Origin of the sequence: Mesorhizobium sp. M1423 (assembly GCF_040317575.1) — a bacterium.
GTDB lineage: Bacteria > Pseudomonadota > Alphaproteobacteria > Rhizobiales > Rhizobiaceae > Mesorhizobium.
Window position 1 is genome coordinate 37,863 of the sequence record NZ_JAMYKU010000002.1, and the last position, 22,327, is coordinate 60,189.

At 62.9% G+C, this 22,327-nt stretch carries 21 protein-coding genes; all 21 read right to left on the bottom strand.

Translation table 11 applies throughout. The annotated features are described in order from the left end of the window. Positions 1-30: 30 nt before the first annotated feature. Positions 31-714, bottom strand: a complete 684-nt coding sequence (locus NKG95_RS03015; RefSeq protein ID WP_023720730.1) for an ABC transporter ATP-binding protein — start codon at positions 712-714, stop codon at positions 31-33. Continuing rightward, positions 711-1,997 carry a lipoprotein-releasing ABC transporter permease subunit gene (locus NKG95_RS03020; protein ID WP_352791256.1) on the bottom strand — a complete coding sequence of 429 codons (1,287 nt, stop codon included), beginning with the start codon at positions 1,995-1,997 and terminating at the stop codon, positions 711-713. Before NKG95_RS03020 ends, NKG95_RS03015 begins: the two co-directional genes overlap by 4 nt. Further along, entirely contained in the window at positions 1,994-3,322 is a 1,329-nt protein-coding gene (gene proS / locus NKG95_RS03025) for a proline--tRNA ligase (protein WP_352483058.1), read from the bottom strand. The genes NKG95_RS03020 and proS overlap by 4 nt, the downstream gene beginning before the upstream one ends. 560 nt (positions 3,323-3,882) lie before the next feature. Then, positions 3,883-4,167 carry a DUF1467 family protein gene (locus NKG95_RS03030; protein WP_352590101.1) on the bottom strand — a complete coding sequence of 95 codons (285 nt, stop codon included), beginning with the start codon at positions 4,165-4,167 and terminating at the stop codon, positions 3,883-3,885. Next, positions 4,164-4,568, bottom strand: coding sequence for a methylmalonyl-CoA epimerase (gene mce / locus NKG95_RS03035; RefSeq protein ID WP_352483057.1), 405 nt, complete (start codon positions 4,566-4,568; stop codon positions 4,164-4,166). The genes NKG95_RS03030 and mce overlap by 4 nt, the downstream gene beginning before the upstream one ends. Before the next feature lie 97 nt (positions 4,569-4,665). Further along, positions 4,666-6,336, bottom strand: a complete 1,671-nt coding sequence (locus tag NKG95_RS03040; protein WP_023720735.1) for a ribonuclease J — start codon at positions 6,334-6,336, stop codon at positions 4,666-4,668. A gap of 84 nt (positions 6,337-6,420) precedes the next feature. After that, positions 6,421-7,242, bottom strand: a complete 822-nt coding sequence (locus NKG95_RS03045) for a biotin--[acetyl-CoA-carboxylase] ligase (RefSeq protein WP_023720736.1) — start codon at positions 7,240-7,242, stop codon at positions 6,421-6,423. A gap of 4 nt (positions 7,243-7,246) precedes the next feature. Next, positions 7,247-8,683 carry an NADH-quinone oxidoreductase subunit NuoN gene (gene nuoN / locus NKG95_RS03050; RefSeq protein ID WP_352998845.1) on the bottom strand — a complete coding sequence of 479 codons (1,437 nt, stop codon included), beginning with the start codon at positions 8,681-8,683 and terminating at the stop codon, positions 7,247-7,249. 17 nt (positions 8,684-8,700) lie between these two features. Beyond that, positions 8,701-10,206: an NADH-quinone oxidoreductase subunit M gene (locus NKG95_RS03055; RefSeq protein ID WP_353039937.1), complete on the bottom strand. Its 1,506-nt coding sequence runs from the start codon at positions 10,204-10,206 to the stop codon at positions 8,701-8,703. After that, positions 10,206-12,179 (bottom strand): NADH-quinone oxidoreductase subunit L, encoded by a 1,974-nt coding sequence (gene nuoL / locus NKG95_RS03060; protein ID WP_023720739.1) that lies wholly within the window; start codon positions 12,177-12,179, stop codon positions 10,206-10,208. The genes NKG95_RS03055 and nuoL overlap by 1 nt, the downstream gene beginning before the upstream one ends. A gap of 10 nt (positions 12,180-12,189) precedes the next feature. Beyond that, positions 12,190-12,498: an NADH-quinone oxidoreductase subunit NuoK gene (nuoK, locus tag NKG95_RS03065; protein ID WP_023676620.1), complete on the bottom strand. Its 309-nt coding sequence runs from the start codon at positions 12,496-12,498 to the stop codon at positions 12,190-12,192. A gap of 1 nt (position 12,499) precedes the next feature. Continuing rightward, complete coding sequence (locus NKG95_RS03070; RefSeq protein WP_353003308.1) at positions 12,500-13,120, bottom strand: NADH-quinone oxidoreductase subunit J; 621 nt, start codon at positions 13,118-13,120, stop codon at positions 12,500-12,502. A 118-nt stretch (positions 13,121-13,238) separates the two neighbouring features. Continuing rightward, positions 13,239-13,730 (bottom strand): NADH-quinone oxidoreductase subunit NuoI, encoded by a 492-nt coding sequence (gene nuoI, locus NKG95_RS03075; protein WP_023676622.1) that lies wholly within the window; start codon positions 13,728-13,730, stop codon positions 13,239-13,241. After that, positions 13,730-14,773 (bottom strand): NADH-quinone oxidoreductase subunit NuoH, encoded by a 1,044-nt coding sequence (gene nuoH / locus NKG95_RS03080; RefSeq protein ID WP_352483051.1) that lies wholly within the window; start codon positions 14,771-14,773, stop codon positions 13,730-13,732. The genes nuoI and nuoH overlap by 1 nt, the downstream gene beginning before the upstream one ends. A gap of 2 nt (positions 14,774-14,775) precedes the next feature. After that, a complete protein-coding gene (gene nuoG, locus NKG95_RS03085; RefSeq protein ID WP_352961736.1) occupies positions 14,776-16,857 on the bottom strand; it encodes an NADH-quinone oxidoreductase subunit NuoG in 2,082 nt (693 codons plus the stop codon). A gap of 74 nt (positions 16,858-16,931) precedes the next feature. Continuing rightward, positions 16,932-17,627 (bottom strand): helix-hairpin-helix domain-containing protein, encoded by a 696-nt coding sequence (locus NKG95_RS03090; protein WP_353039938.1) that lies wholly within the window; start codon positions 17,625-17,627, stop codon positions 16,932-16,934. Positions 17,628-17,705: 78 nt separating this feature from the next. Then, positions 17,706-19,010 carry an NADH-quinone oxidoreductase subunit NuoF gene (nuoF, locus tag NKG95_RS03095; protein WP_352483047.1) on the bottom strand — a complete coding sequence of 435 codons (1,305 nt, stop codon included), beginning with the start codon at positions 19,008-19,010 and terminating at the stop codon, positions 17,706-17,708. Positions 19,011-19,020: 10 nt separating this feature from the next. Then, positions 19,021-20,091 carry an NADH-quinone oxidoreductase subunit NuoE gene (nuoE, locus tag NKG95_RS03100; RefSeq protein ID WP_353039939.1) on the bottom strand — a complete coding sequence of 357 codons (1,071 nt, stop codon included), beginning with the start codon at positions 20,089-20,091 and terminating at the stop codon, positions 19,021-19,023. 35 nt (positions 20,092-20,126) lie between these two features. After that, entirely contained in the window at positions 20,127-20,534 is a 408-nt protein-coding gene (locus NKG95_RS03105; protein WP_023720746.1) for a hypothetical protein, read from the bottom strand. Continuing rightward, complete coding sequence (locus NKG95_RS03110; RefSeq protein ID WP_023720747.1) at positions 20,531-21,721, bottom strand: NADH-quinone oxidoreductase subunit D; 1,191 nt, start codon at positions 21,719-21,721, stop codon at positions 20,531-20,533. The genes NKG95_RS03105 and NKG95_RS03110 overlap by 4 nt, the downstream gene beginning before the upstream one ends. Then, entirely contained in the window at positions 21,722-22,324 is a 603-nt protein-coding gene (locus NKG95_RS03115) for an NADH-quinone oxidoreductase subunit C (RefSeq protein ID WP_023720748.1), read from the bottom strand. Between the last annotated feature and the right edge of the window lie 3 nt (positions 22,325-22,327).

A 22,327-nucleotide genomic window follows, 5' to 3' on the forward strand; every position in this document is an offset into this window, starting at 1 on the left:
AGGCAGGCATCACCTGAATATCAATACACCCTAAAGCGGCACGACCTTGCCGTCGGCAAGCGTCACGCGGCGATCCATGCGCGAGGCAAGCTCGTGATTATGGGTGGCGATCAGCGCCGCCAGGCCCGATTGCCGGACCAGCGCTGCCAGCGCCTCGAACACGTAGGAAGCGGTCACCGGGTCGAGATTGCCGGTCGGCTCGTCGGCCAAAAGCACCAGCGGTGCGTTGGCGACGGCGCGCGCAATGGCGACGCGCTGCTGCTCGCCGCCGGAGAGCTCGGAAGGGCGATGCTGCGCCCGCTTGCCGATCTGCATGTAGTCGAGCAATTGCGCCGCCCGCTCGGCCGCCTCCTTGCGCGCCAGCCCTTTTATCAGCTGCGGCATCATGATGTTTTCCAGCGCCGAGAATTCAGGCAGCAAATGATGGAACTGGTAGACGAAGCCGACATCGTTGCGGCGGATCGCCGTGCGCTCGTCGTCGGAAAGCCGGCCGCAGGCGCGCCCCGCCAGGATCACGTCGCCGGCGTCCGGCCGCTCCAGCAGCCCGGCGGTGTGGAGCAGCGTCGACTTGCCGGTGCCCGACGGCGCCACCAGCGCCACCATCTCGCCACGCTTAAGCGAAAAATCGGCGCCGTTCAGGATGGTCAGCTTGCGCGGCCCCTGCACATAGTGCCGTTCGACGCTCTTCAGCTCGATAATGGCCTCGGCCATCATTCGTACCTCAGCGCTTCGACCGGATCGAGCCTGGCCGCCCGCCACGCCGGAAACAGTGTCGCCAGGAACGACAGCGCCAAAGCCATGAGAACGACCGAGATCGTCTCGCTGGCATCCATGCGGGCCGGCAGCTGGCTTAGGAAATAAAGCTCGGGATTGAACAGCCGCTCGTCGGCCAGCCAGGAGAAGAACTGGCGGATGCGCTCGACGTTGAGGCAGATCAAGATACCGAGCAGCACGCCGGCGATGGTGCCGACAACGCCGATCGCAGCGCCTGTCATCAGGAAGATGCGCAGGATCGCGCCGCGCGTCGCTCCCATGGTGCGCAGGATGGCGATGTCGTGGCCCTTGTCCTTCACCAGCATGATCAGGCCCGAAATGATGTTGAGGGCCGCCACCAGCACGATCAGCGTCAGGATCATGAACATGACGTTGCGCTCGACCTGCAGCGCGTCGAAGAACGTCTTGTTGCGTTGCCGCCAATCGACAAGGCTGATCGGCCGCTGCGCCGCCTCTTCGACCTTCGGCTTCAGCGCGTCGATATTGTCGGGATTGTCGGTGTAGATCTCGATCGTCTGCGCCCGGCCGTCCATGTTGAAATAAAGCTGCGATTCCGAGAACGGCATGTAAACGATGGAGCTGTCATATTCCGACATGCCGACCTCGAAGATCGCGGTGACCGGATAGCCCTTCATGCGCGGCGTCGTGCCGAGCGGCGTGACGTCGCCCTCGGGCGAGATCAGCGTGATCGTATCGCCAAGCACAAGGCCGAGATTCTCGGCCATGCGGCTGCCGATGGCGACGCCCTCGCCGGTGTCGAAGCCGACGATCGAGCCCTCCTTGATGTTGTTGGCGACGATGGTGATCTTGCCGAGGTCCTCGCCGCGTATGCCGCGCACCAGCGCGCCGGTGCCGCCGCCGACATTGCCTTGCGCCAGCACCTGCCCGTCGATCAGCGGAATGGCGTATTTGACGCCGGGCACGCCGTTGATGCGGCCGGCGACCTGGGCATAGTCCTCCAGCGGCATGTCGAGCGGCTGCACGATCAGGTGCCCGTTGACGCCGAGGATGCGCGTCAGCAGTTCGGCGCGAAAGCCGTTCATGACCGCCATGACGACGATCAGCGTGGCAACGCCCAGCATGATGCCGAGGAAGGAGATCGAGGCGATGACCGAGATCACCGTCTCCTTGCGGCGCGAGCGCAGATAGCGCCACGCAACCATACGCTCAAAGCCGGAAAAGGGTCCTGCCCCCGAAGGTTTGGCTGCTGCCGCTTCGTTCATGCGGCGGCACCGAAACGCTTTTTCACGTCGCCGATCGGCAGCGTCTCGCGCTCGCCGGTCCTGCGGTTCTTGATCTCGACCTCGCCGGCTGCGACGCCGCGCGGCCCCACGATCACCTGCCACGGAAGTCCGATCAGGTCGGCGGTAGCGAACTTGCCTCCCGGCCGCTGGTCGGTGTCATCGTAGAGCACCTCCTTGCCGGCGGCGGCAAAGGCGGCATGCATCTCACCGCAGACGCGGTCGCATTCGGCATCGCCAGCCTTCATGTTGATCAGGCCGATGTCGAACGGCGCCACCGCTTCCGGCCAGATGATGCCGTTATCGTCATGGCTGGCCTCGATAATCGCCGCGACCAGCCGCGACGGACCGATGCCGTAGGAACCGCCAGAGACGAAATGATCCTTGCCGTCCGGCCCGGTCACCTTGGCGCCCATCGGCTTGGAATATTTGTCGCCGAAATGGAAGATATGGCCAACCTCGATGCCGCGCGCCGAGACCTTGTCGGCTTCGGAGAGCTTTTCCCATGCCGCCTCGTCATGCATTTCGTCGGTGGCGGCATAGGGCGTCGTCCATGTCTTGACGATCTCGGCGATCTCGGCGTCATTCGAAAAGTCGGTATTCGCCCCTGGTACATCAAGCGAGAGATAGTCGCGATGGCAAAACACCTGGCTCTCGCCGGTGTCGGCCAGGATGATGAACTCATGGCTGAGGTCGCCGCCGATCGGCCCGGTGTCGGCGCGCATCGGAATCGCCTGCAGCCCCATGCGCGTGAACGTCCTGAGATAGGACACGAACATGCGGTTATAAGCGGCCTTGGCGCCTTCATAATCGAGGTCGAAGGAATAGGCGTCCTTCATTAGGAATTCGCGCGAACGCATGACGCCAAAGCGCGGGCGCACCTCATCGCGAAACTTCCACTGGATATGATAGAGGTTGAGCGGCAGGTCCTTGTAGGACTTGACGTAGGAGCGGAAGATCTCGGTGACCATCTCCTCATTCGTCGGGCCGTAGAGCATGTCGCGATCTTGCCGGTCCTTGATGCGCAGCATCTCCTTGCCGTAGTCTTCATAGCGGCCGCTTTCGCGCCACAGCTCGGCCGATTGGATGGTCGGCATCAGGATTTCGAGCGCGCCGGCGCGATTCTGCTCCTCGCGAATGATCCGGCAGACCTTGTCCAGCACCCGCTTGCCGAGCGGCAGCCAGGAAAAGCTGCCTTGCCCCTGCTGGCGGATCATGCCGGCGCGCAGCATCAGCCGATGCGAGACGATTTCGGCCTCGCGCGGATTTTCTTTGAGGATGGGCAGGAAATAGCGCGACAAACGCATGAACTGGTCCGTGAGAGAGAATGGCGGCGCCGGAATCGGCGCAGCGCAGGCTTGCTTGCCCCGGCTTCATAGCCATTTCATGGCGGAATGGAAACCCGGCCCAGGCGCTGCACAGACGCCGCAATTGCCGCACACGGCTTGCTGGGCGTTTCGCAAGCAACGCCTGCCGTACTATTGTGCACTGCAGCACGAGATTGCCTGTTTCCGGGCAAAATTCTTCGTGACATTTTCACCCGCCTTAGGCTAGTGTGCCCCGATAACCGAGAGGGCGGAGAAAAATCTGCCCTCCTACGCGGTCAAAGTCTTGGGAGGATGCGATCTAGGCGCGGTAACTCGCTGCCGCCGGACACCGGAAACAGATCGGACGCGTTTAAATTGCAAGGCCTCGCGCCTTGCATTTTTTTTGTGCAATCATTTGGTTAGCAAGACAGATTGCCAAACTACATGACGTCGCGTCAGCCCAAATCCGGCCCACGGCTTTACTTGGGTTGACCTTGCTGGCTGAGCTTGATTTCAGGGCGTCGGCATAGGTCTTGGATAGCCGGACATTGGGTAGCCGGCTAATGCGCTGGGCTCTGGTTGAAATCCGGCACGATGTGCGGGATGTCGTCGATGCCGAGACCAAGCCCTCTCGTGATGCCGTAGAAGATGCCCATCAGGACCAGTGTGGCGATCGTCGTGCGCAGTGCGGCGCGCAGCATATGCGGTCCGCGCGGCGCGCTCGGAACCGTACCCAGCGTCACATCCTGGTCCTCGTCCTGCGTCCGCATGCTGAACGGCAAGACGGCGAACAACACCACCCACCATGTGGCGAAGAACAGGGCGATGAAAGAGACCCAGCTCATGCTTGCTCCAGTTCGACCAGCGTGCCGAAAAAGTCCTTGGGGTGCAGAAACAATACCGGTTTGCCATGCGCGCCGGTCTTCGGATTGCCATCGCCCAGCACGCGCGCGCCGCTGGCCTTGAGACGGTCGCGCGCCGCAACAATGTCGTCAACCTCGTAGCAGACATGGTGCATTCCGCCGGACGGATTCTTCTCGAGGAATGCCGCGATCGGCGAGCCTTCGCCGAGCGGCTCCAGCAACTCGATCCTGGTATTGCCGACGTCGACGAACACCACCGTCACGCCATGCTCCGGCAGCGCCTGCGGCGCGGTCACGCGGGCGCCAAGCGTATCCCGATAGGCCGCCGCCGCCGCAGCCAGATCCGGCACGGCAAGCGCGACATGGTTGAGGCGTCCGAGCATTGACTGCGTCCTTAGGGCAGTAAGGCAATAGGGCAGTATGGGAGTAGGGAAAACTACTTTCTCCCCTACTGCCGTACTGCCCTACTCCCCTATTCCCTTACCGCGTGACGAACACCGTCACCAGCGGCTTCTTGCCCCAGGCTTCGTTGGCCGCGCCGCGCACCGCGCGCCGCACCGCCTCCTGGACCAGGTCGAGGTCTTTTCGGCGCTGGCGGGGGATGGAGTCCACGGCGCCGATTGCCGCATCGATCATCAGGTCTTCCAGGCTCTCGCCGCTGCCATCGGCCTCGGCGACGCCGATGGCGACTAGATCGGGATCGCCGGCGAGTTCGTATTTGTCGTCGAGCACGACATTGACGGCGACGTGGCCGGCGAAGGACAGCTTGCGCCGGTCGCGAATGCCCATCGCCTGGTCGGTGCCGACCAGCCTTCCGTCCTTGTAGATGCGGCCGAACGGCACCTGGTCGATGATCGCAGCCGCACCCGGATAGAGCCTGAGCATGTCGCCGTCGCGCACCTGCGCCACCTGGCCGATGCCGGACGTCGACATCAGCGAGCCCTGCGCCACCAGATGCGCCGCCTCGCCATGCACGGGAACGCCGATCTGCGGCCGCACCCATTCATACATCTTGCGCAATTCGCTGCGGCGCGGATGACCGGAGACATGCACCAGCGCATCGCCGTCCTCAATGATCTTGATGCCGAGATCGATCAGGCGGTTCTTGATCTCGAGGATCGCCTTCTCATTGCCGGGAATGGTGCGCGAGGAAAACACCACCGTGTCGCCGGCAGTCAGCGCCACCGACTTCATCTCGTCGCGCGACAGCTTGGCGAGTGCGGCAAGCGGCTCGCCCTGGCTGCCGGTACAGATGATGACGAGGTTTTCGCGCGGGATGAAGCCGTAATCTTCCTCGGCGATGAATTCCGGCAAGCCGTCCATATAGCCGAGTTCATCAGCCACATCGATGACGCGCTTCATCGAGCGGCCAAGCACCAGGCACTGGCGGCCGGCATCCCGCGCTGCCTTGGCGATGGAGACGATGCGCCCGACATTGGAGGAGAAGCTGGTGACGGCGACACGGCCCTTGGCGTTCTGGATGACGCTCTTGATGCCCTCGCCCACCGCCACTTCGGACGGCGATTCCCCTTCCCGCAACGCATTGGTGGAATCGCAGATCAGCGCCAGCACGCCCTTGTCGCCATAGGCGCGGAAGCGTGACTCGTCGGTCATCGGCCCCACCGTCGGCGCCGGATCGATCTTCCAGTCGCCGGTATGGATGACGACGCCGGCCGGAGTGGTGATCGCCAGCGACATCGGCTCGGGAATGGAGTGCGCGACGGGGATGGCCTCGATCTCGAACGGACCGACGGTGAATTTCTCGCCGGCCCGGTAGATCGTCACCGGAATTTTCGGCGCCCCTTGCTCGCCCTGCCGCTTGGCTTCCAGCAGGCCGGCGCTGAACGGCGTCATCCACACCGGCGCCTTGAGCTTCGGCCAGATGTCGTGCAGCGCACCGTAGTGGTCCTCATGCGCATGGGTGATGACGATCCCGCGCAGATTGGCGACATTCTCCTCGATGAAGCGCGTGTCGGGCAGCACCAGGTCGACGCCGGGCAGGGTTGCATCGGGAAAGGTGACGCCGACATCGACGACGATCCATTCGCGCGCATTGGCCGGGCCATAGCCGTAGAGGGCGAAGTTCATGCCGATCTCACCGACACCGCCGAGCGGCACGAAGACAAGTTCGGCGTTTTCCGCTTTCGCCATGATCTTTCCTTCCTTGCCCGTCAAACTCTTGGGCCGGTCAAATTCAAGCTGGTCAAATACAGGCCAGTCAAACGTATTGGCCAGTCAACCGCCGGCCGAGGCAACCGCGCCGAAATGCACGTCGCCGGCGGCGATCGTCAGAACCGAACCTTCATCGTCGCGGATCACGAAACGGCAGTCCTCGTCAATGGTCTCGAAGGTGCCGCGCACCACATTACCGTCAATTCTGACAGCAACCTGCCCGCCAAGCCCCGCCGCACGCGCCAGCCACCGCTGCCTGACGGCGGCAAGCCCACGCCCTTCGTTCCACAGCCGGGCATTCTCGCTCCATGCATCCGACAGCGCCAGAAACAGCGTCTCGGCATCGCAAGCAGACCCCAGCGCGTTGAGCGACGTCGCTGGATAGGGCAAATCCCTGGGATAAGCCACCACATTGACGCCGATGCCGACAGCCACTGCGGAACGGCCCCCCTCCAGCATCGCCGATTCCAGTAGGATGCCGGCGAGCTTGGCGCCCGAGGCAAGCACATCGTTCGGCCATTTCAGCTCGAAACGGTTCTTGCCTTGGCTCGCACCATCGAGGCCGATCGCGATCCTGCCCTTCGGCACGACAGCGTCGAGCGCGTCGGCCAGCGCCAGTCCGGCAACGAAGCCGAGCGTCGCGGCAAGCCGAAGCTCGGTGTTGGTGATCACCAGCAGCGTCGCTGCCAGATTGCCTTCGGGCGTCGCCCAGGCGCGGCCACGGCGGCCACGCCCGGCTTCCTGCTTTTTTGAGACGACCCAGAGCTTGCCCGGATCGCCGGCCCGCGCGTGCTCCAGCGCCAGCGCATTGGTGGAGCCGACCGTGTCGTGCGCCTCGAGCCGGAACCCTTCCGAAGCCGCGGTTGGAGCCAGCCTGAATGTCATTCCGTCAGAAGAAGGTCTTGGCTGCGGCAGCGGCGTAGGTTCCGATCGGGCCGCCGATCAGCACATAGAACAGCACGAAGGCGCCGCAGACGCCGAGCACGACGCGCAGTTCGGTCGCCATCGGAACGAAGCCGCCGACCGGTTCGTCGAACCACATGATCTTGATGATGCGCAGATAATAATAGGCGCCCACCACCGAGGCCAGCACGCCGATGATCGCCAGCGCGTAGAGATTGGCATTGATGGCGGCAAGGAACACGTACCATTTTCCCCAGAAGCCGGCGAGCGGCGGGATACCGGCCAGCGAGAACATCAGGATGGTGAGGATCGTCGCCATGATCGGGTTGGTCGCCGACAGGCCGGCGAGATCGCTGATCTGCTCGACATTGCCCTCCTTGCGCCGCATGGCGAGGATGAAGGCGAAGGTGCCGAGCGTCATCACCAGGTAGATCAGCATGTAGATGGCGACGCCGCGCACGCCGTCCTGGCTGTTGGCGGCAAGGCCGACCAGCGCATAGCCCATATGGCCGATGGAGGAATAGGCCATCAGCCGCTTGATGTTGGTCTGGCCGATCGCCGCAAAGGCGCCGAGCGCCATCGACGCGATCGAGATGAAGACGATGATCTGCTGCCAGTCGGCGGCGATCGGCTTGAAGGCGCCCATGGTGACGCGCACCATCAGCGCCATCGCCGCCATTTTGGGTGCCGCCGCCAGAAAAGCCGTCACCGGCGTCGGCGCACCTTCATAGACGTCGGGCGTCCACATATGGAACGGCACCGCCGAGATCTTGAAGGCAAGGCCGGCCAGCACGAAAACCAGGCCGAAGACGAGGCCGAGCTGGCGCTCGCCGCCGCTCAGCGCCGCGGCGATCTCCTGGAAGCCGGTGTTGCCGGTGTAGCCGTAGACCAGCGAGATGCCGTAAAGCAGCATGCCCGAAGACAGCGCGCCAAGGACGAAATACTTCAGACCGGCCTCGGTCGAACGCAGATTGTCGCGGTTGATCGCCGCCAGCACGTAGATCGCCAGCGACTGCAGCTCGAGGCCGAGATAGAGCCCGATCATGCCGTTGGCCGAGATCATCAGCATCATGCCGAGCGTGCAGAGCAGGATCAGCACCGGATATTCGAACTTGTCGAAATGCTCCGCCTGGGCAAAGCGGACCGACATGACCAGCGTCACCGCCGAGCCGATTAGCGCCAACACCTTCATGAAGCGGGCGAACGGATCCTGGATGAAGGCTTCGCCATAGGCGTTGCCCTGCCCCGGGGAAAAGATCAGCCAGGCGCCGGCGATCACCAGCACGGCGACGGCAAGGCCGCTCACTGTGACGGTGGTGTTGGCGCGCGAATAGGCGCCGAGCATCAACAGCGCCAAGGCGCCGATGGCGAGGATCAGCTCTGGCGTCGAGAGCGACAGGCTGGAGAGAAGGTCCGGCGTCATGGTTCGCAAAACCCCAGTCAGTTCGCCGCCGCGGTCTGCGCGGCGCCGATGGATGCAGTGACATTGGTGACGAGCGCCTTGACCGATTCGGCCGTCGCGTCGAAGATCGGCGCCGGATAGACGCCGAAGAAGATGACCAGCGCGACCAGCGGATAGATGATCACCTTCTCGCGTGTCGACAGGTCCAGCAGGCCTTTCAGGCTTTCCTTGGTCAATGCGCCGAAGATCACCTTGCGGTAGAGCCAGAGCGCATAGGCCGCCGACAGGATGACGCCGGTGGCGGCGAAGAACGCCACCCAGGTGTTGACCCGGAACACGCCGAGCATGGTCAGGAACTCGCCGACGAAGCCGCTGGTGCCGGGCAGACCGATATTGGCCATGGTGAAGATCATGAACACGGTTGCATATTTCGGCATGTTGTTGACCAACCCGCCATAGGCGTCGATGTCACGCGTGTGCATGCGGTCGTAGACGACGCCGACGCAGAGGAACAGCGCGCCTGAGACCAGGCCGTGCGAAAGCATCTGGAAGATCGAGCCCTGGACGCCTTCCTGGTTCATCGCGAAGATGCCCATGGTAACGAAGCCCATGTGAGCGACCGACGAATAGGCGATCAGCTTCTTCATGTCCTCCTGCATCAGCGCCACCAGCGAGGTGTAGATGATGGCGTCGACGGAGAGCGTGAAGATCAGCGGCGCGAACATTTCGGATGCGATCGGAAACATCGGCAGCGAAAAACGCAGGAAGCCGTAGCCGCCCATCTTGAGCAGGATGGCGGCCAGGATCACCGAGCCGGCCGTCGGCGCTTCGACATGGGCGTCCGGCAGCCAGGTATGCACCGGCCACATCGGCATCTTCACCGCAAAGGAAGCGAAGAAGGCGAGCCATAGCCAGGTCTGCATATTGGCCGGGAAGTTGTGGGTCAGAAGCGTCGGGATGTCGGTGGTGCCGGACTGGAAGAACATCGCCATGATGGCGAGCAGCATCAGCACCGAGCCGGCCAGCGTATAGAGGAAGAACTTGAACGAGGCATAGACGCGCCGCTTGCCGCCCCACACGCCTATGATGATGAACATCGGGATCAGGCCGGCTTCGAAGAAGACGTAGAACAAGACGATGTCGAGCGCACAGAACACGCCGATCATCAGCGTCTCGAGCAGCAGGAAGGCGATCATGTAAGCCTTGACGCGCTTCTCGATCGATTCCCAAGAAGCGAGGATGCAGAGCGGCATCAGGAAGGTGGTCAGGATGACGAACAGCATGGAGATGCCGTCTACGCCCATATGGTAGGAGATGCCGGAATCCAGCCAGGCAAACTTCTCGACGAACTGGAAGCCGGGCTGCGAATTGTCGAAGCCGGTCCAGATGAACAGCGAAACCACGAAGGTGAAGGCGGTCGTGAACAGCGCAATGGCGCGGATGTTGCGGCGCGCATTGTCGCTGTCGTCACGCACGAAAAGGATGAGCAACACACCAACCAGCGGCAGGAAGGTGACCAGCGATAGGATCGGCCAGGCAGTCATCAGAGCATCATCCAGGTGACGAGTGCGGCAACGCCGATCAGCATGGCGAAGGCATAGTGATAGAGATAGCCGGTCTGCAGCTTGACGACGCGGTTGGTGACGTCGACGACGCGCGCCGAGATGCCGTCCGGCCCGAGCCCGTCGATGATAGTGCCGTCGCCGGTCTTCCACAGGAAGCTGCCGAGGCGCTTTGCCGGCCGCACGAACAGGAAGTCGTAGAGCTCGTCGAAATACCATTTGTTGAGCAGGAAGGCGTAGAGCAGGCGATGGTTGGCCGCGACGCTCCGAGGCATTTCCGGCGCGCGAATGTAGAATTGCCAGGCTATCGCAAAGCCGATCAGCATGGCGATGAACGGCGCGAGCTCGACCCAAAGCGGCAGTTCGTGGATCTCGTGCAGGATGTGGTTGTCAGGCAGCGTGAACAGCGACACCTTCCAGAATTCGGCATAGCCCTCGCCGATGAAGGCGCCGTGGAAGATCACGCCGGCGAACAGGGCGCCTGCCGCCAGGATGAACAGCGGCACCAGCATGACCGGCGGCGATTCATGGACATGGTGCATCACCTCATGGCTGGCCCGCGGCTCGCCATGGAAGGTCATGAAGATCAGCCGCCAGGAATAGAAGGAGGTGAAGCAGGCGGCAACGACCAGCAATATGAAGGCAAACCCGGCGACCGCATTGTGGCTGGCAAAAGCGGCTTCGATGATGGCGTCCTTGGAGAAGAAACCGGCCGTGCCGATGATCGTCACCGGGATGCCGACGCCGGTCAGCGCCAACGTGCCGATCACCATCATCCAGTAGGTCGTCGGGATGAGCGTCCTCAGGCCGCCCATCTTGCGCATGTCCTGCTCGTCGGAGACGGCGTGGATGACCGAACCCGAGCCGAGGAACAGTAGCGCCTTGAAGAAGGCGTGCGTGAACAGATGGAAGATCGCCGCGCCATAGGCGCCGACGCCGAGCGCCACGAACATGTAGCCGAGCTGCGAACAGGTCGAATAGGCGATGACACGCTTGATGTCGTTCTGGACGAGGCCAACTGTCGCCGCGAAGAAGGCGGTGAAGGCGCCGATGAAGGTGACCACGGTCAGCGCCGAATGCGACAGCTCGAACAGCGGCGACAGCCGCGCCAGCATGAACACGCCTGCCGTCACCATGGTAGCGGCATGGATCAGCGCCGAGACCGGCGTCGGGCCTTCCATGGCATCCGGCAGCCAGGTGTGCAGCGGCACCTGCGCCGACTTGCCCATGGCGCCCATGAACAGGAGCAGGCAGACGACTGTCATCGCGGCTTGCTTATCAAGCGCATAGCCGAGGAAGGTCAGTACGGCCGGACCCTGCTGCGCGCCTTCGGCCGGAATGAACGTCGCCGCATTGGCGAAGATGGTGCCGAGATTGACCGAGCCGAAAAGCACGAACACGCCGAATATGCCAAGCGCGAAGCCGAAATCGCCGACGCGGTTGACGACGAAGGCCTTGATCGCAGCCGCATTGGCCGACGGCTTCTTGTACCAGAAGCCGATCAGCAGATAGGAGGCCAGACCGACACCTTCCCAGCCGAAGAACATCTGCACGAGGTTGTCGGCCGTCACCAGCATCAGCATGGCGAAGGTGAACAGCGACAGATAAGCGAAGAAGCGGGGCCGGTCCGGGTCGTGATGCATGTAGCCGATCGAGTAGATATGGACCAGCGCCGACACCGTATTGACGACGACCAGCATCACTACGGTCAGTGTGTCGATCCGCAGCGCCCACGACGCTTCGAGGCCGCCCGACTGGATCCAGCGCATCACCGGCACGGTGAACACCTCGCCGCCGCCGAAGCCGACCGAGAAGAAGGCAACCCACGACAGCACAGCCGCGATCACCAGGAAGCCTGAGGTGATGTATTCGGAAGCCTTGGCGCCGAGCGAGGTGCCGAACAGGCCGACGATCAGGAAGCCGAGCAGCGGAAGGAAGACGATGGCCTGATACATGGTGGTTCCGTCAACCCTTCATCATGTTCACGTCTTCGACCGCGATCGAGCCGCGGTTGCGGAAGAAGACGACGAGAATGGCAAGGCCGATCGCCGCCTCGGCCGCCGCGACGGTCAGCACGAACAGTGCGAACACCTGGCCGACCAGATCGCCGAGCGCCGCCGAAAAGGCGACGAAATTGATGTTGACCGCAAGCAGGATCAGCTCGATCGACATCAGGATGACGATGACGTTCCTACGGTTCAGGAAGATGCCGAACACGCCGAGCGTGAACAGGATCGCCGATACGGTCAGGTAGTGCGCGATGCCGACGACCATCTCAGACTCCTTCGCCCGTCTTGACCTTGCGGATTTCCACTCCGGTTGCCGGCGTGCGGCCGACCTGGGCGGCGATCGACTGCCGCTTGACGCCCGGCTTGTGGCGCAGCGTCAGCACGATGGCGCCGATCATGGCGACCAGCAGCACCAGCCCCGCCACCTGGAAGTAATAGAGGTAATCCGTATAGAGGATGTCGCCGAGCGCCGCCGTGTTGGAGCGCGCGGCCAGGTCCGGAATGGGCTTGGCGACCGTCGCCGCCAGTTTCGGCGCGAATGTATAGCCGCCGAGCACGACGATCAGCTCCGCCGCCAGGATCAGCCCGACCAGCGCGCCGATCGGTGCATATTGCAGCGCGCCTTCCTTCATTTCAGCGAAATCGACGTCGAGCATCATGACGACGAACAGGAACAGCACCATGACCGCGCCGACATAGACGACGAGCAGGATCATCGCCAGGAACTCGGCGCCGGTCAGCATGAACAGGCCGGCGGCGTTGAAGAAGGTCAGGATCAGGAACAGCACCGAATGCACGGGATTGCGCGCCGAAACGACCATGAACGCCGACGCCACCGCGACAAAGGCGAAGAGGTAGAAAAAGGCCGCCTCTAGTCCACTCAGCATGGGTTCCCCCGGGTTTCCTGTCCGAACAGGACGTTCGTCCTGTTTTTTGCCACCGCCTCCGGTCGGCAAGTTGCGTGTTCCTTAAACGAGGCCCCTCGCCCCGTCCATGCGTCAAATATCAGCGGTAAGGCGCATCCAGCGAGATGTTGCGCGCCAGCTCACGCTCCCAGCGGTCGCCATTGGCCAGAAGCCTGTCCTTGTCGTAATAAAGCTCCTCGCGCGTCTCCGTCGCGAATTCGAAATTCGGCCCCTCGACGATAGCGTCGACCGGGCAGGCTTCCTGGCAGAAGCCGCAATAAATGCATTTCACCATGTCGATGTCGTAGCGCACGGTGCGCCGCGTGCCGTCATTGCGGCGCGGGCCGGCTTCGATGGTAATGGCCTGCGCCGGGCAGATCGCCTCGCACAATTTGCAGGCGATGCAACGTTCCTCGCCGTTCGGATAGCGGCGCAGCGCATGTTCGCCACGGAAGCGCGGGCTGACCGGCCCCTTCTCATGCGGATAATTGATCGTCTCCTTCGGCGCGAAGAACTGGCGCATCGACAGGAAGAAAGCACTGACGAAATCCTGCAATAGCAGTGACTTGGCGGCCTGGGACAATGCTGACATCAGGCAAACCCCGTGATCTTGAGGAAGGCGGCGGTGGCGACCACCATGAACAGCGAGATCGGCAGGAAGACCTTCCAGCCGAGCCGCATCAGCTGGTCGTAGCGATAGCGCGGCACGAACGCCTTCACCATCGAGAACATGAAGAACACCAGGCAGACCTTGAGCACGAACCAGATCAGCCCCGGCACCCAGGTGAACGGCGCGAAATTGAAGGGCGGCAGCCAGCCGCCAAGGAACAGGATGGTGGCCAGTGCGCACATCAGGACGACGGCGACATATTCGCCCAGGAAGAACAACAGGAACGGCGTCGAGGAATATTCGACCATATGGCCGGCGACGAGTTCCGATTCGGCTTCCACGAGGTCGAAGGGCGGACGGTTGGTTTCCGCCAGCGCCGAGATGAAGAAGACGATGAACATCGGAAACAGGGACAGCCAATGCCAGTCGAGGAAGGTATTGGGCAGGCCGATCCTCGTGCCCAGCCCATCCTGCTGCGACAAAACGATATCGGTCAGGTTGAGCGAGCCGACGCAAAGCAGCACGGTGACGATGACGAAACCGATGGAGACTTCGTAGGACACCATCTGCGCCGCCGAGCGCAGCGCACCGAGGAACGGGTATTTCGAATTGGACGCCCAGCCGCCCATGATCACGCCATAGACCTCGAGCGAGGAGATGGCGAAGACATAGAGGATGCCGACATTGACGTTGGCGATCGCCCAGCCCTCATTGACCGGGATGACCGCCCAGGCTGAGATCGCAAGCACCGCCGACACCAGCGGCGCCAGCAGGAAGACGCCCTTGTTGGCGCCGGACGGAATCACCGGCTCCTTGAAAACGAATTTCAGCAGATCGGCGAAGGCCTGCAGCGTGCCCCACGGGCCGACGACGTTCGGGCCGCGACGCAGCTGCACCGCCGCCCAGATCTTGCGGTCGGCGTAAAGCACATAGGCGACGAAGATCAACAGAACGACGATCAGCACGACCGACTTCAAAAGGATCAGCAGCGCCGGCAGCACGTAGAAGGAGAAGAAGGTGTCCATGTCTACTCCGCCGCCTGCCTGAAGCCGTTCTTCGCCAAAGCCGAGCACTCGGCCATCACCGCGGAAGCCCGCGCGATCGGGTTGGTCAGGTAGAAATCCTTGACCGGCGAGGTGAAGGTGCCCTTGTTCAGCCGCCCGCCGAGCTTGGCCACCCTGGCGATGTCGGCCGGGTCGCCGGCCGCGACATGGTCGATGCGGGCAAGATGCGGGTATTCCGCATAGAGCTTTGCGCGCAATTGCGGCAGCGAATCGAACGGCAGCTTCTTGCCGAGCACATCCGACAGTGCCCGAAGGATCGCCCAGTCCTCGCGTGCTTCGCCGGGCGCAAAGCCGGCCCGGTTGGTCTGCTGCACGCGGCCTTCGGTGTTGACGAAGGTGCCCGACTTTTCGGTATAGGCGGCACCCGGCAGGATGACGTTGGCGCGGTGCGCGCCCTTGTCGCCATGCGTGCCGATATAGACGACGAAAGCGCCGCCGGTCTTGGCCATATCGATCTCGTCGGCGCCGAGCAGGAACAGCACGTCGGTCTCGCCCAGCATGCCGGCGACGTTCCTGCCGCCCTCGCCCGGCACAAAGCCGACATCGAGGCCGCCGACCCGGGCCGCCGCGGTGTGCAGCACGGCAAAACCGTTCCAGTCGGCCCTTGCGGCGTTGACGGCGACGGCGAGCTTCGCCGCCTGGCCAAGCACGGCCGCGCCGTCCGCACGCGCCAGCGCACCCTGGCCGACGATGATCAGCGGATGCGTCGCCTTCTTCAGCAGTTGGAAGAACTTGCCGTTGCCGTCGGCAAGATCCTTCAGCGATTCCGGCCCGGCGCCGAGCTGCTCGTAATCATAGCGCGTATCGCCGACATCGCCGATGACGCCGACCGGCAGATTGCCGGCCCGCCAGCGCTTGCGGATGCGGGCGTTGAGCAAGGACGCCTCGAAGCGCGGATTGGCGCCGATGATCAGCACCGCATCGGCCTGTTCGATGCCTTCGATGGTCGGGTTGAAGACATAGCTCGCCCGGCCGAGCGACGGATCGAGTGCGGCACCGTCTTGGCGGCAGTCGGTGTTCTTCGAGCCGAGCGAAGCCATCAGAAGCTTCAGCGCGTAGATCTCCTCGACGGCGGCAAGATCGCCGGCAATGGCACCGATCTTTTCGGGTGCCGCATTCGACACCGCTTCCTTGATCGCGGCAAAAGCCTCGGCCCAGCTTGCCGGCGCCAGTCTGCCATCCTTGCGCACATAGGGCCGGTCGAGGCGCTGCGTGCGCAAGCCGTCCCAGATGAAGCGGGTCTTGTCGGAAATCCATTCCTCATTCACCGCCTCGTTGGTACGCGGCAGGATGCGCATCACTTCGCGGCCTCGGCTATCGACGCGGATCGCCGAACCAACGGCGTCCATCACGTCGATGGATTCTGTCTTGGTCAGTTCCCACGGCCGTGCCTGGAAGGCGTAGGGTTTGGAAGTCAGCGCACCGACCGGGCAAAGGTCGATGACATTGCCCTGCAGTTCCGAAGTCATCGCGCTTTCGAGATAGGTGGTGATCTCGGCATCCTCGCCGCGGCCGATCAGACCGAGTTCCGATATGCCGGCAATCTCGGTGGTGAAGCGGACGCAGCGCGTGCAATGGATGCAGCGGTTCATGATCGTCTTGACCAGCGGCCCGATATACTTGTCTTCGACCGCCCGCTTGTTCTCGTGGTAGCGCGAGGAATCGACGCCGAACGCCATCGCCTGGTCCTGCAGGTCGCACTCGCCGCCCTGATCGCAGATCGGGCAATCCAGCGGATGGTTGATCAGCAGGAATTCCATCACGCCTTCGCGCGCCTTCTTGACCATCGGCGTGTTGGTGAAGATTTCCGGCGGCTCGCCATTCGGGCCGGGGCGCAGGTCGCGCACGCCCATGGCGCACGACGCCTGCGGCTTGGGCGGGCCGCCCTTCACCTCGATCAGGCACATGCGGCAATTGCCGGCGATCGACAGCCGCTCATGGAAGCAGAAGCGCGGCACTTCGGCGCCGGCGTCCTCGGCCGCCTGCAGCAGCGTGTAGTGGTCGGGTACAGTGATCTCTTTCCCGTCGACCTTGAGCTTTGCCATTTCGCCTCAAACCCCTGCGGACGTTCCGCAATCTTTCCTTCCGGACGCAGCCGAGACCGCGCACGATATTGAATTCACTTTTTGACCCCGGCCAACGCGGCCGCCTGACCGATCCAGCCGTCACGGCCGATACGGCCCTTCAACGACAGGTAGTCTTCGACCCAGGCGATCTCTTGCGGCGTCCACGCGGCAATCTGGGCGTATGTCCAGATGCCAAGGCCGTTCAGCACCTTTTCCAGTTTCGGCCCGATGCCCGATATCGCCTTGAGATCGGCCGGCTCGGCTGGCCGGTCCATCGGCTTGGGCTGCTTGAAATCTTCCGGCATCAGCCCGGCCGAGGCATCCGCTGCAACGGTGCTCGCATTCGCCAAGCTCCGCGCCGCGGTGCTCGTCGCAATGTCGGTCACGTCATTGGCGAAGGACTGCGCCTCGGCAATCAGGGTTTTGGTCGCTGCGCGCGCCTTTGTCGAGGAGCTTTTGCCGGTCGCGGAAAAGCGTTCCGTCCTGGCCTCGAAATCCTCGGCGACCGGCTGCCAAAGCCGCTGCGAAGTTTCGGCCGCGCCCGAAAGCACGCCCATCCAGATGCCAAAGGCTTGGTTCGCAAGCCCAATGCCTAGTGCCGTCATCGCCGCCGCGCCCGCGACAGGATGCGCCAGGAGATTGACGGCATTGGCCATCTCCTTCGGCATCATCCTGGTCAGATCCTGGTTCATCTTCAACAACGGGTCCATATCGGGCGTAAAATCGTCGGGTGTCGAAAACAGCGACATAGGTGGTCTCCTGGTCGTTTCCGTCTGCCCCGCGCTCGTTTCCTCGTCTCGGACATTCGCCCGCATTTTTGAATTCTTCTATTCTGCCGCCGCCAGCACCGGTTCGGCGCGGTGTGCGTTGCGCGAAAACTCGTCGATGCGCCGCTCCACCTCGCCGCGGAAATGTCGCATCAGGCCCTGGATCGGCCATGCCGCCGCGTCGCCAAGCGCACAGATCGTGTGGCCCTCGACCTGCTTGGTCACATCGAGCAGCATGTCGATCTCGCGCTTCTGCGCCTCGCCGCGCACCAGCCGTTCCATCACCCGCCACATCCAGCCGGTGCCCTCACGGCAGGGCGTGCACTGGCCGCAGCTTTCGTGCTTGTAGAAATAGGAAAGCCGCGCGATCGCTTTCACGATATCGGTCGATTTGTCCATGACGATGACAGCTGCCGTGCCGAGGCCCGATTTCAGGTCGCGCAGCGCGTCGAAATCCATCGGCGCGTCGATGATCTGCTCGGCCGGCACCAGCGGCACCGACGCTCCGCCCGGAATGACCGCCAGCAGATTATCCCAGCCGCCACGAATGCCGCCGCAATGCGTCTCGATCAGCTCGCGGAACGGGATCGACATCGCCTCTTCGACGGTGCACGGATTGTTGACGTGGCCGGAGATGCAGAACAGCTTGGTGCCGACATTGTTGGGCCGGCCGAAGGACGAGAACCAGGCGGCACCGCGGCGCAGGATGGTCGGCGCGACAGCGATGGACTCGACATTGTTGACCGTCGTCGGGCAGCCATAGAGGCCGACATTGGCCGGAAATGGCGGCTTAAGCCGTGGCTGGCCCTTCTTGCCCTCGAGGCTTTCGAGCAGCGCCGTTTCCTCGCCACAGATATAGGCGCCGGCGCCATGATGCATGTAGATGTCGAAATCATAGCCGGAGGTGTTGTTCTTGCCGATCAGCTTGGCCGCATAGGCCTCGTCGATGGCGCGTTGCAGCGCCTCGCGCTCGCGGATGAACTCGCCGCGCACATAGATGTAGGCGGCGACCGCGCCCATGGCGAAGCCCGCAAGCAGGCAGCCTTCGACCAGCGTGTGCGGGTCGTGGCGCAGTATGTCGCGGTCCTTGCAGGTGCCGGGCTCGGACTCGTCGGCATTGACGACGAGATAGCTCGGCCGGCCGTCGCTTTGCTTGGGCATGAACGACCATTTCAGCCCGGTCGGGAAGCCCGCGCCGCCACGTCCGCGCAGGCCGCTGGCCTTCATCTCGTTGACGATCCACTCGCGCCCCTTGGCGATGATGCCGGGCGTGTTGTCCCAGGCACCGCGCGCCATGGCGCCGGCCAGCGACTTGTCGAAGCGGCCGTAGATATTGTTGAAGATGCGGTCTCTGTCCTGAAGCATTGCTCGTTCCTCAGACCGGCTTCTTGCCGGTCGGCCGGCTTTTGTTTCCGGGCGACGGCGTGGCCGCCTTGGCGGCAGTCTTCGCCGGTTTAACCTTGGCCTCCGGCGCTTTGAAAGCAGACGCCGGCTCGGCCTTGTTCTTGGGGCCTTTGCGCTGTTTCGAGACGTCCTCGACCTGCGGCTCGGCCTTGTTGGCATTGGCGGCCGAATGCAGCGGCGCTGCAACGCTCGCCGCCTTTTCCGCCGCGGGCGCGACTTTTGTCGCCGATGGCGATTTCAGCGCCGGACTGGTCTCGACAGCGTCGGTCTTCGGCTTGCTGGCATTCGAGGGCGCAACCGGCGCCGGCGCGGCAGAAGCGGCTGGCGGGGCCGGCGCCGCGGGTGCTGCGGCGGCAGCCGCCGGCGCCGCTTCCTTGGCGGCCTTGGTCGCCGCCTTGGTTTCCCGGTCGCGGGTTACCTTGAGGATCGCCTTTTCACTCTTGAGGGTCGTCAGGCCACTGGCCGGCTCTGAGGTGACGCGGCCGTTTTGCGGTCCTGGCGTCACCGAAGCACCCTTGCCGGCGTCATAGAGGTCGATGATCTCGGCAAGCCGCTCCGGCGTCAAATCCTCGTATGTGTCCTTGAAGACCATAACCATCGGTGCGTTGACGCAGGCGCCGAGGCATTCGACCTCCTCCCACGACAGCGTGCCCTTGTCGTTGGTGTGGAACTGGTCGTGATGGATCTTCGAGCGGCACACATCCATCAGCGATTCCGAGCCGCGCAGCATGCAGGGCGTGGTGCCGCAGACCTGGATGTGGGCGCGAGTGCCGACTGGATTGAGCTGGTATTGCGTGTAGAAGGTGGCGACTTCGAGCCCACGAATATAGGGCATGCCGAGCATGTCGGAGATCGCCTCGATCGCCGCCTTGGTCACCCAGCCTTCCTGCTCCTGCGCCAGCATGAGCAAGGGGATGATCGCGGACTGCTCGCGCCCTTTGGGATATTTCTTGATCCACTGCTTCGCCGCTGCCGCATTCGCCCGGTTGAAGGCGAAGGAGGCTGGCTGGAGGCTGGCTTCTGCGAGACGGCGGACTGACATTTAGCGATCGACCTCACCAAAGACGTATAGGTTCGTCATCTTGCCGCGGCCTCCTTACAAAGTTTCGCCGTACCGTCGAAACATTGGAAAGTCGGCGAATTTGTCATGACAGGCGGGCAAACGCCGGATTTACCAGCCAAGCGAGCAACAAGCCGCGCGAACCCTGTTTTGCCGGAAGCGGCTGCCGATACCTCCGCCTTAGAGAAACTCGCGCCATCCGGCGCTGCGACGCTACACTCGCATGTATCTCTCTTGAAATAGAAAGCATCGACATCGGCGGATTCCGCTGTCGCACTTTCTTGCATGCCAAGCGTGACGTAGCTCAGCTTGAAGTGCTGCTTCACAAGATCGGAAGCATCGATAGACGCTCCGCACTCGATTGCATATGCAGGGTGCATTGCGACAGCAATGACGATTAACGTGAGGCTCAGAATGCGATTCACCGATCGACCTCACCAAACACGATGTCGAGGGAGCCGAGAACGGCGGTGACGTCGGCCAACATGTGGCCGCGGCACAAAAAGTCCATCGCTTGCAGATGCGCAAAGCCGGGGGCGCGCAGCTTGCAGCGGTAGGGCTTGTTGGTGCCGTCGGAGACGAGATAGACACCGAACTCGCCCTTCGGCGCCTCGACCGCGGCATAGACCTCGCCGGCCGGAACGCGGTAGCCTTCGGTGTAGAGCTTGAAGTGATGGATCAGCGCTTCCATCGAGCGCTTCATCGCCGCGCGCTTCGGCGGCACCACCTTGCCGTCGAGGTTAGACACCGGCCCGCTGCCCTCCTTACCGAGCAACAGGTCGACGCACTGGCGCATGATTTTCGCCGACTGCCGCATCTCTTCCATACGCACCAGATAACGGTCGAAGCAGTCGCCGTTCTTGCCGATCGGAATGTCGAAGTCCAGCTCGGCATAGCATTCGTAGGGCTGCGATTTGCGCAGATCCCACGGCGCACCCGAGCCGCGCACCATGACGCCGGAAAAGCCCCAGGCCCAAGCGTCGGCCAGGGAGACGGTAGCGATGTCGACATTGCGCTGCTTGAAGATGCGGTTGCCGGTCAAAAGCGCGTCGAGGTCGTCGACCGACTTCAGGAACGGGTCGATCCACTTGCCGATGTCCTCGATCAGCTTCTGCGGCAGGTCCTGGTGGACGCCGCCCGGCCGGAAATAGGCCGCGTGCATGCGCGAGCCCGAGGCGCGCTCATAGAACACCATCAGCTTTTCGCGCTCGACAAAACCCCAGAGCGGCGGCGTCAGCGCGCCGACATCCATCGCCTGCGTCGTCACATTGAGGATGTGCGACATAATGCGGCCGATCTCGGAGTAGAGAACTCGAATAAGCTGCCCGCGCTTCGGCACCTCGATACCGAGCAGCCGCTCGGCGGCGAGCGCAAAGGCATGCTCCTGGTTCATCGGCGCGCAATAGTCGAGCCGGTCGAGATAGGGCACGGCCTGCAGATAAGTCTTGTGCTCGATCAGCTTTTCCGTGCCGCGATGCAAAAGCCCGATATGCGGATCGACGCGATCGACGACTTCTCCGTCAAGCTCCAGCACAAGGCGCAAAACGCCATGCGCAGCAGGGTGTTGCGGGCCGAAATTGATATTGAAGTTGCGAACGGAGGTTTCAGCCATTTACTGCTTTGCCTTCTCATCTCCCGGAAGCACGTAATCCGTACCTTCCCACGGAGACAGAAAATCGAAATTGCGGAATTCCTGCTTGAGCTCGACCGGCTCGTAGATGACGCGCTTGGCTTCGTCGTCGTAGCGCACCTCGACGAAGCCGGTCAGCGGAAAGTCCTTGCGCAGCGGATGGCCCTCGAAGCCGTAGTCGGTCAGGATCCGGCGCAGATCGGGATGGCCCGAAAACAGCACGCCATAGAGGTCGTAGGTCTCGCGCTCGAACCAGTCCGCGCCGGGATATATGCCGGTGATCGACGGCACCAGCGTCTCTTCGTCGGCCTGGACCTTGATGCGGATGCGGATATTCTGCCTCGGCGACAGCAGGTGATAGACCACGTCGAAGCGCTTTGCCCGCGACGGATAATCTGCGCCGCAAACGTCGATGATCGAAATGAACTGGCATTTCGGGTCGTCGCGCAGGAAGGTCACCACCTCGATCAGGTCGCGCGGCTCGACCGAGATAGTGAGTTCGCCATAGGCGAGCACCGCTTCGCCGATCCGGCCGGTCAGCTTCTCGCCAAGATAGGTCGAGAGGTCATTCAACGCCTGGGTCATGCC

Excerpts from the sequence above, each read along its gene's own strand:
- nuoL (WP_023720739.1), bottom strand. The coding sequence starts at position 12,179 with ATGTATCAGGCCATCGTCTTCCTTCCGCTGCTCGGCTTCCTGATCGTC.
- NKG95_RS03015 (WP_023720730.1), bottom strand. The coding sequence starts at position 714 with ATGATGGCCGAGGCCATTATCGAGCTGAAGAGCGTCGAACGGCACTAT.
- NKG95_RS03045 (WP_023720736.1), bottom strand. The coding sequence starts at position 7,242 with ATGACATTCAGGCTGGCTCCAACCGCGGCTTCGGAAGGGTTCCGGCTC.
- NKG95_RS03055 (WP_353039937.1), bottom strand. The coding sequence starts at position 10,206 with ATGACTGCCTGGCCGATCCTATCGCTGGTCACCTTCCTGCCGCTGGTT.
- nuoF (WP_352483047.1), bottom strand. The coding sequence starts at position 19,010 with ATGCTTCAGGACAGAGACCGCATCTTCAACAATATCTACGGCCGCTTC.
- nuoK (WP_023676620.1), bottom strand. The coding sequence starts at position 12,498 with ATGGTCGTCGGCATCGCGCACTACCTGACCGTATCGGCGATCCTGTTC.
- nuoN (WP_352998845.1), bottom strand. The coding sequence starts at position 8,683 with ATGACGCCGGACCTTCTCTCCAGCCTGTCGCTCTCGACGCCAGAGCTG.
- NKG95_RS03020 (WP_352791256.1), bottom strand. The coding sequence starts at position 1,997 with ATGAACGAAGCGGCAGCAGCCAAACCTTCGGGGGCAGGACCCTTTTCC.
- nuoG (WP_352961736.1), bottom strand. The coding sequence starts at position 16,857 with ATGGCAAAGCTCAAGGTCGACGGGAAAGAGATCACTGTACCCGACCAC.
- NKG95_RS03070 (WP_353003308.1), bottom strand. The coding sequence starts at position 13,120 with ATGCTGAGTGGACTAGAGGCGGCCTTTTTCTACCTCTTCGCCTTTGTC.
- NKG95_RS03090 (WP_353039938.1), bottom strand. The coding sequence starts at position 17,627 with ATGTCGCTGTTTTCGACACCCGACGATTTTACGCCCGATATGGACCCG.
- nuoE (WP_353039939.1), bottom strand. The coding sequence starts at position 20,091 with ATGTCAGTCCGCCGTCTCGCAGAAGCCAGCCTCCAGCCAGCCTCCTTC.
- NKG95_RS03110 (WP_023720747.1), bottom strand. The coding sequence starts at position 21,721 with ATGGCTGAAACCTCCGTTCGCAACTTCAATATCAATTTCGGCCCGCAA.
- mce (WP_352483057.1), bottom strand. The coding sequence starts at position 4,568 with ATGCTCGGACGCCTCAACCATGTCGCGCTTGCCGTGCCGGATCTGGCT.
- NKG95_RS03040 (WP_023720735.1), bottom strand. The coding sequence starts at position 6,336 with ATGGCGAAAGCGGAAAACGCCGAACTTGTCTTCGTGCCGCTCGGCGGT.
- NKG95_RS03030 (WP_352590101.1), bottom strand. The coding sequence starts at position 4,167 with ATGAGCTGGGTCTCTTTCATCGCCCTGTTCTTCGCCACATGGTGGGTG.
- NKG95_RS03115 (WP_023720748.1), bottom strand. The coding sequence starts at position 22,324 with ATGACCCAGGCGTTGAATGACCTCTCGACCTATCTTGGCGAGAAGCTG.
- nuoI (WP_023676622.1), bottom strand. The coding sequence starts at position 13,730 with ATGTCAGCATTGTCCCAGGCCGCCAAGTCACTGCTATTGCAGGATTTC.
- nuoH (WP_352483051.1), bottom strand. The coding sequence starts at position 14,773 with ATGGACACCTTCTTCTCCTTCTACGTGCTGCCGGCGCTGCTGATCCTT.
- proS (WP_352483058.1), bottom strand. The coding sequence starts at position 3,322 with ATGCGTTTGTCGCGCTATTTCCTGCCCATCCTCAAAGAAAATCCGCGC.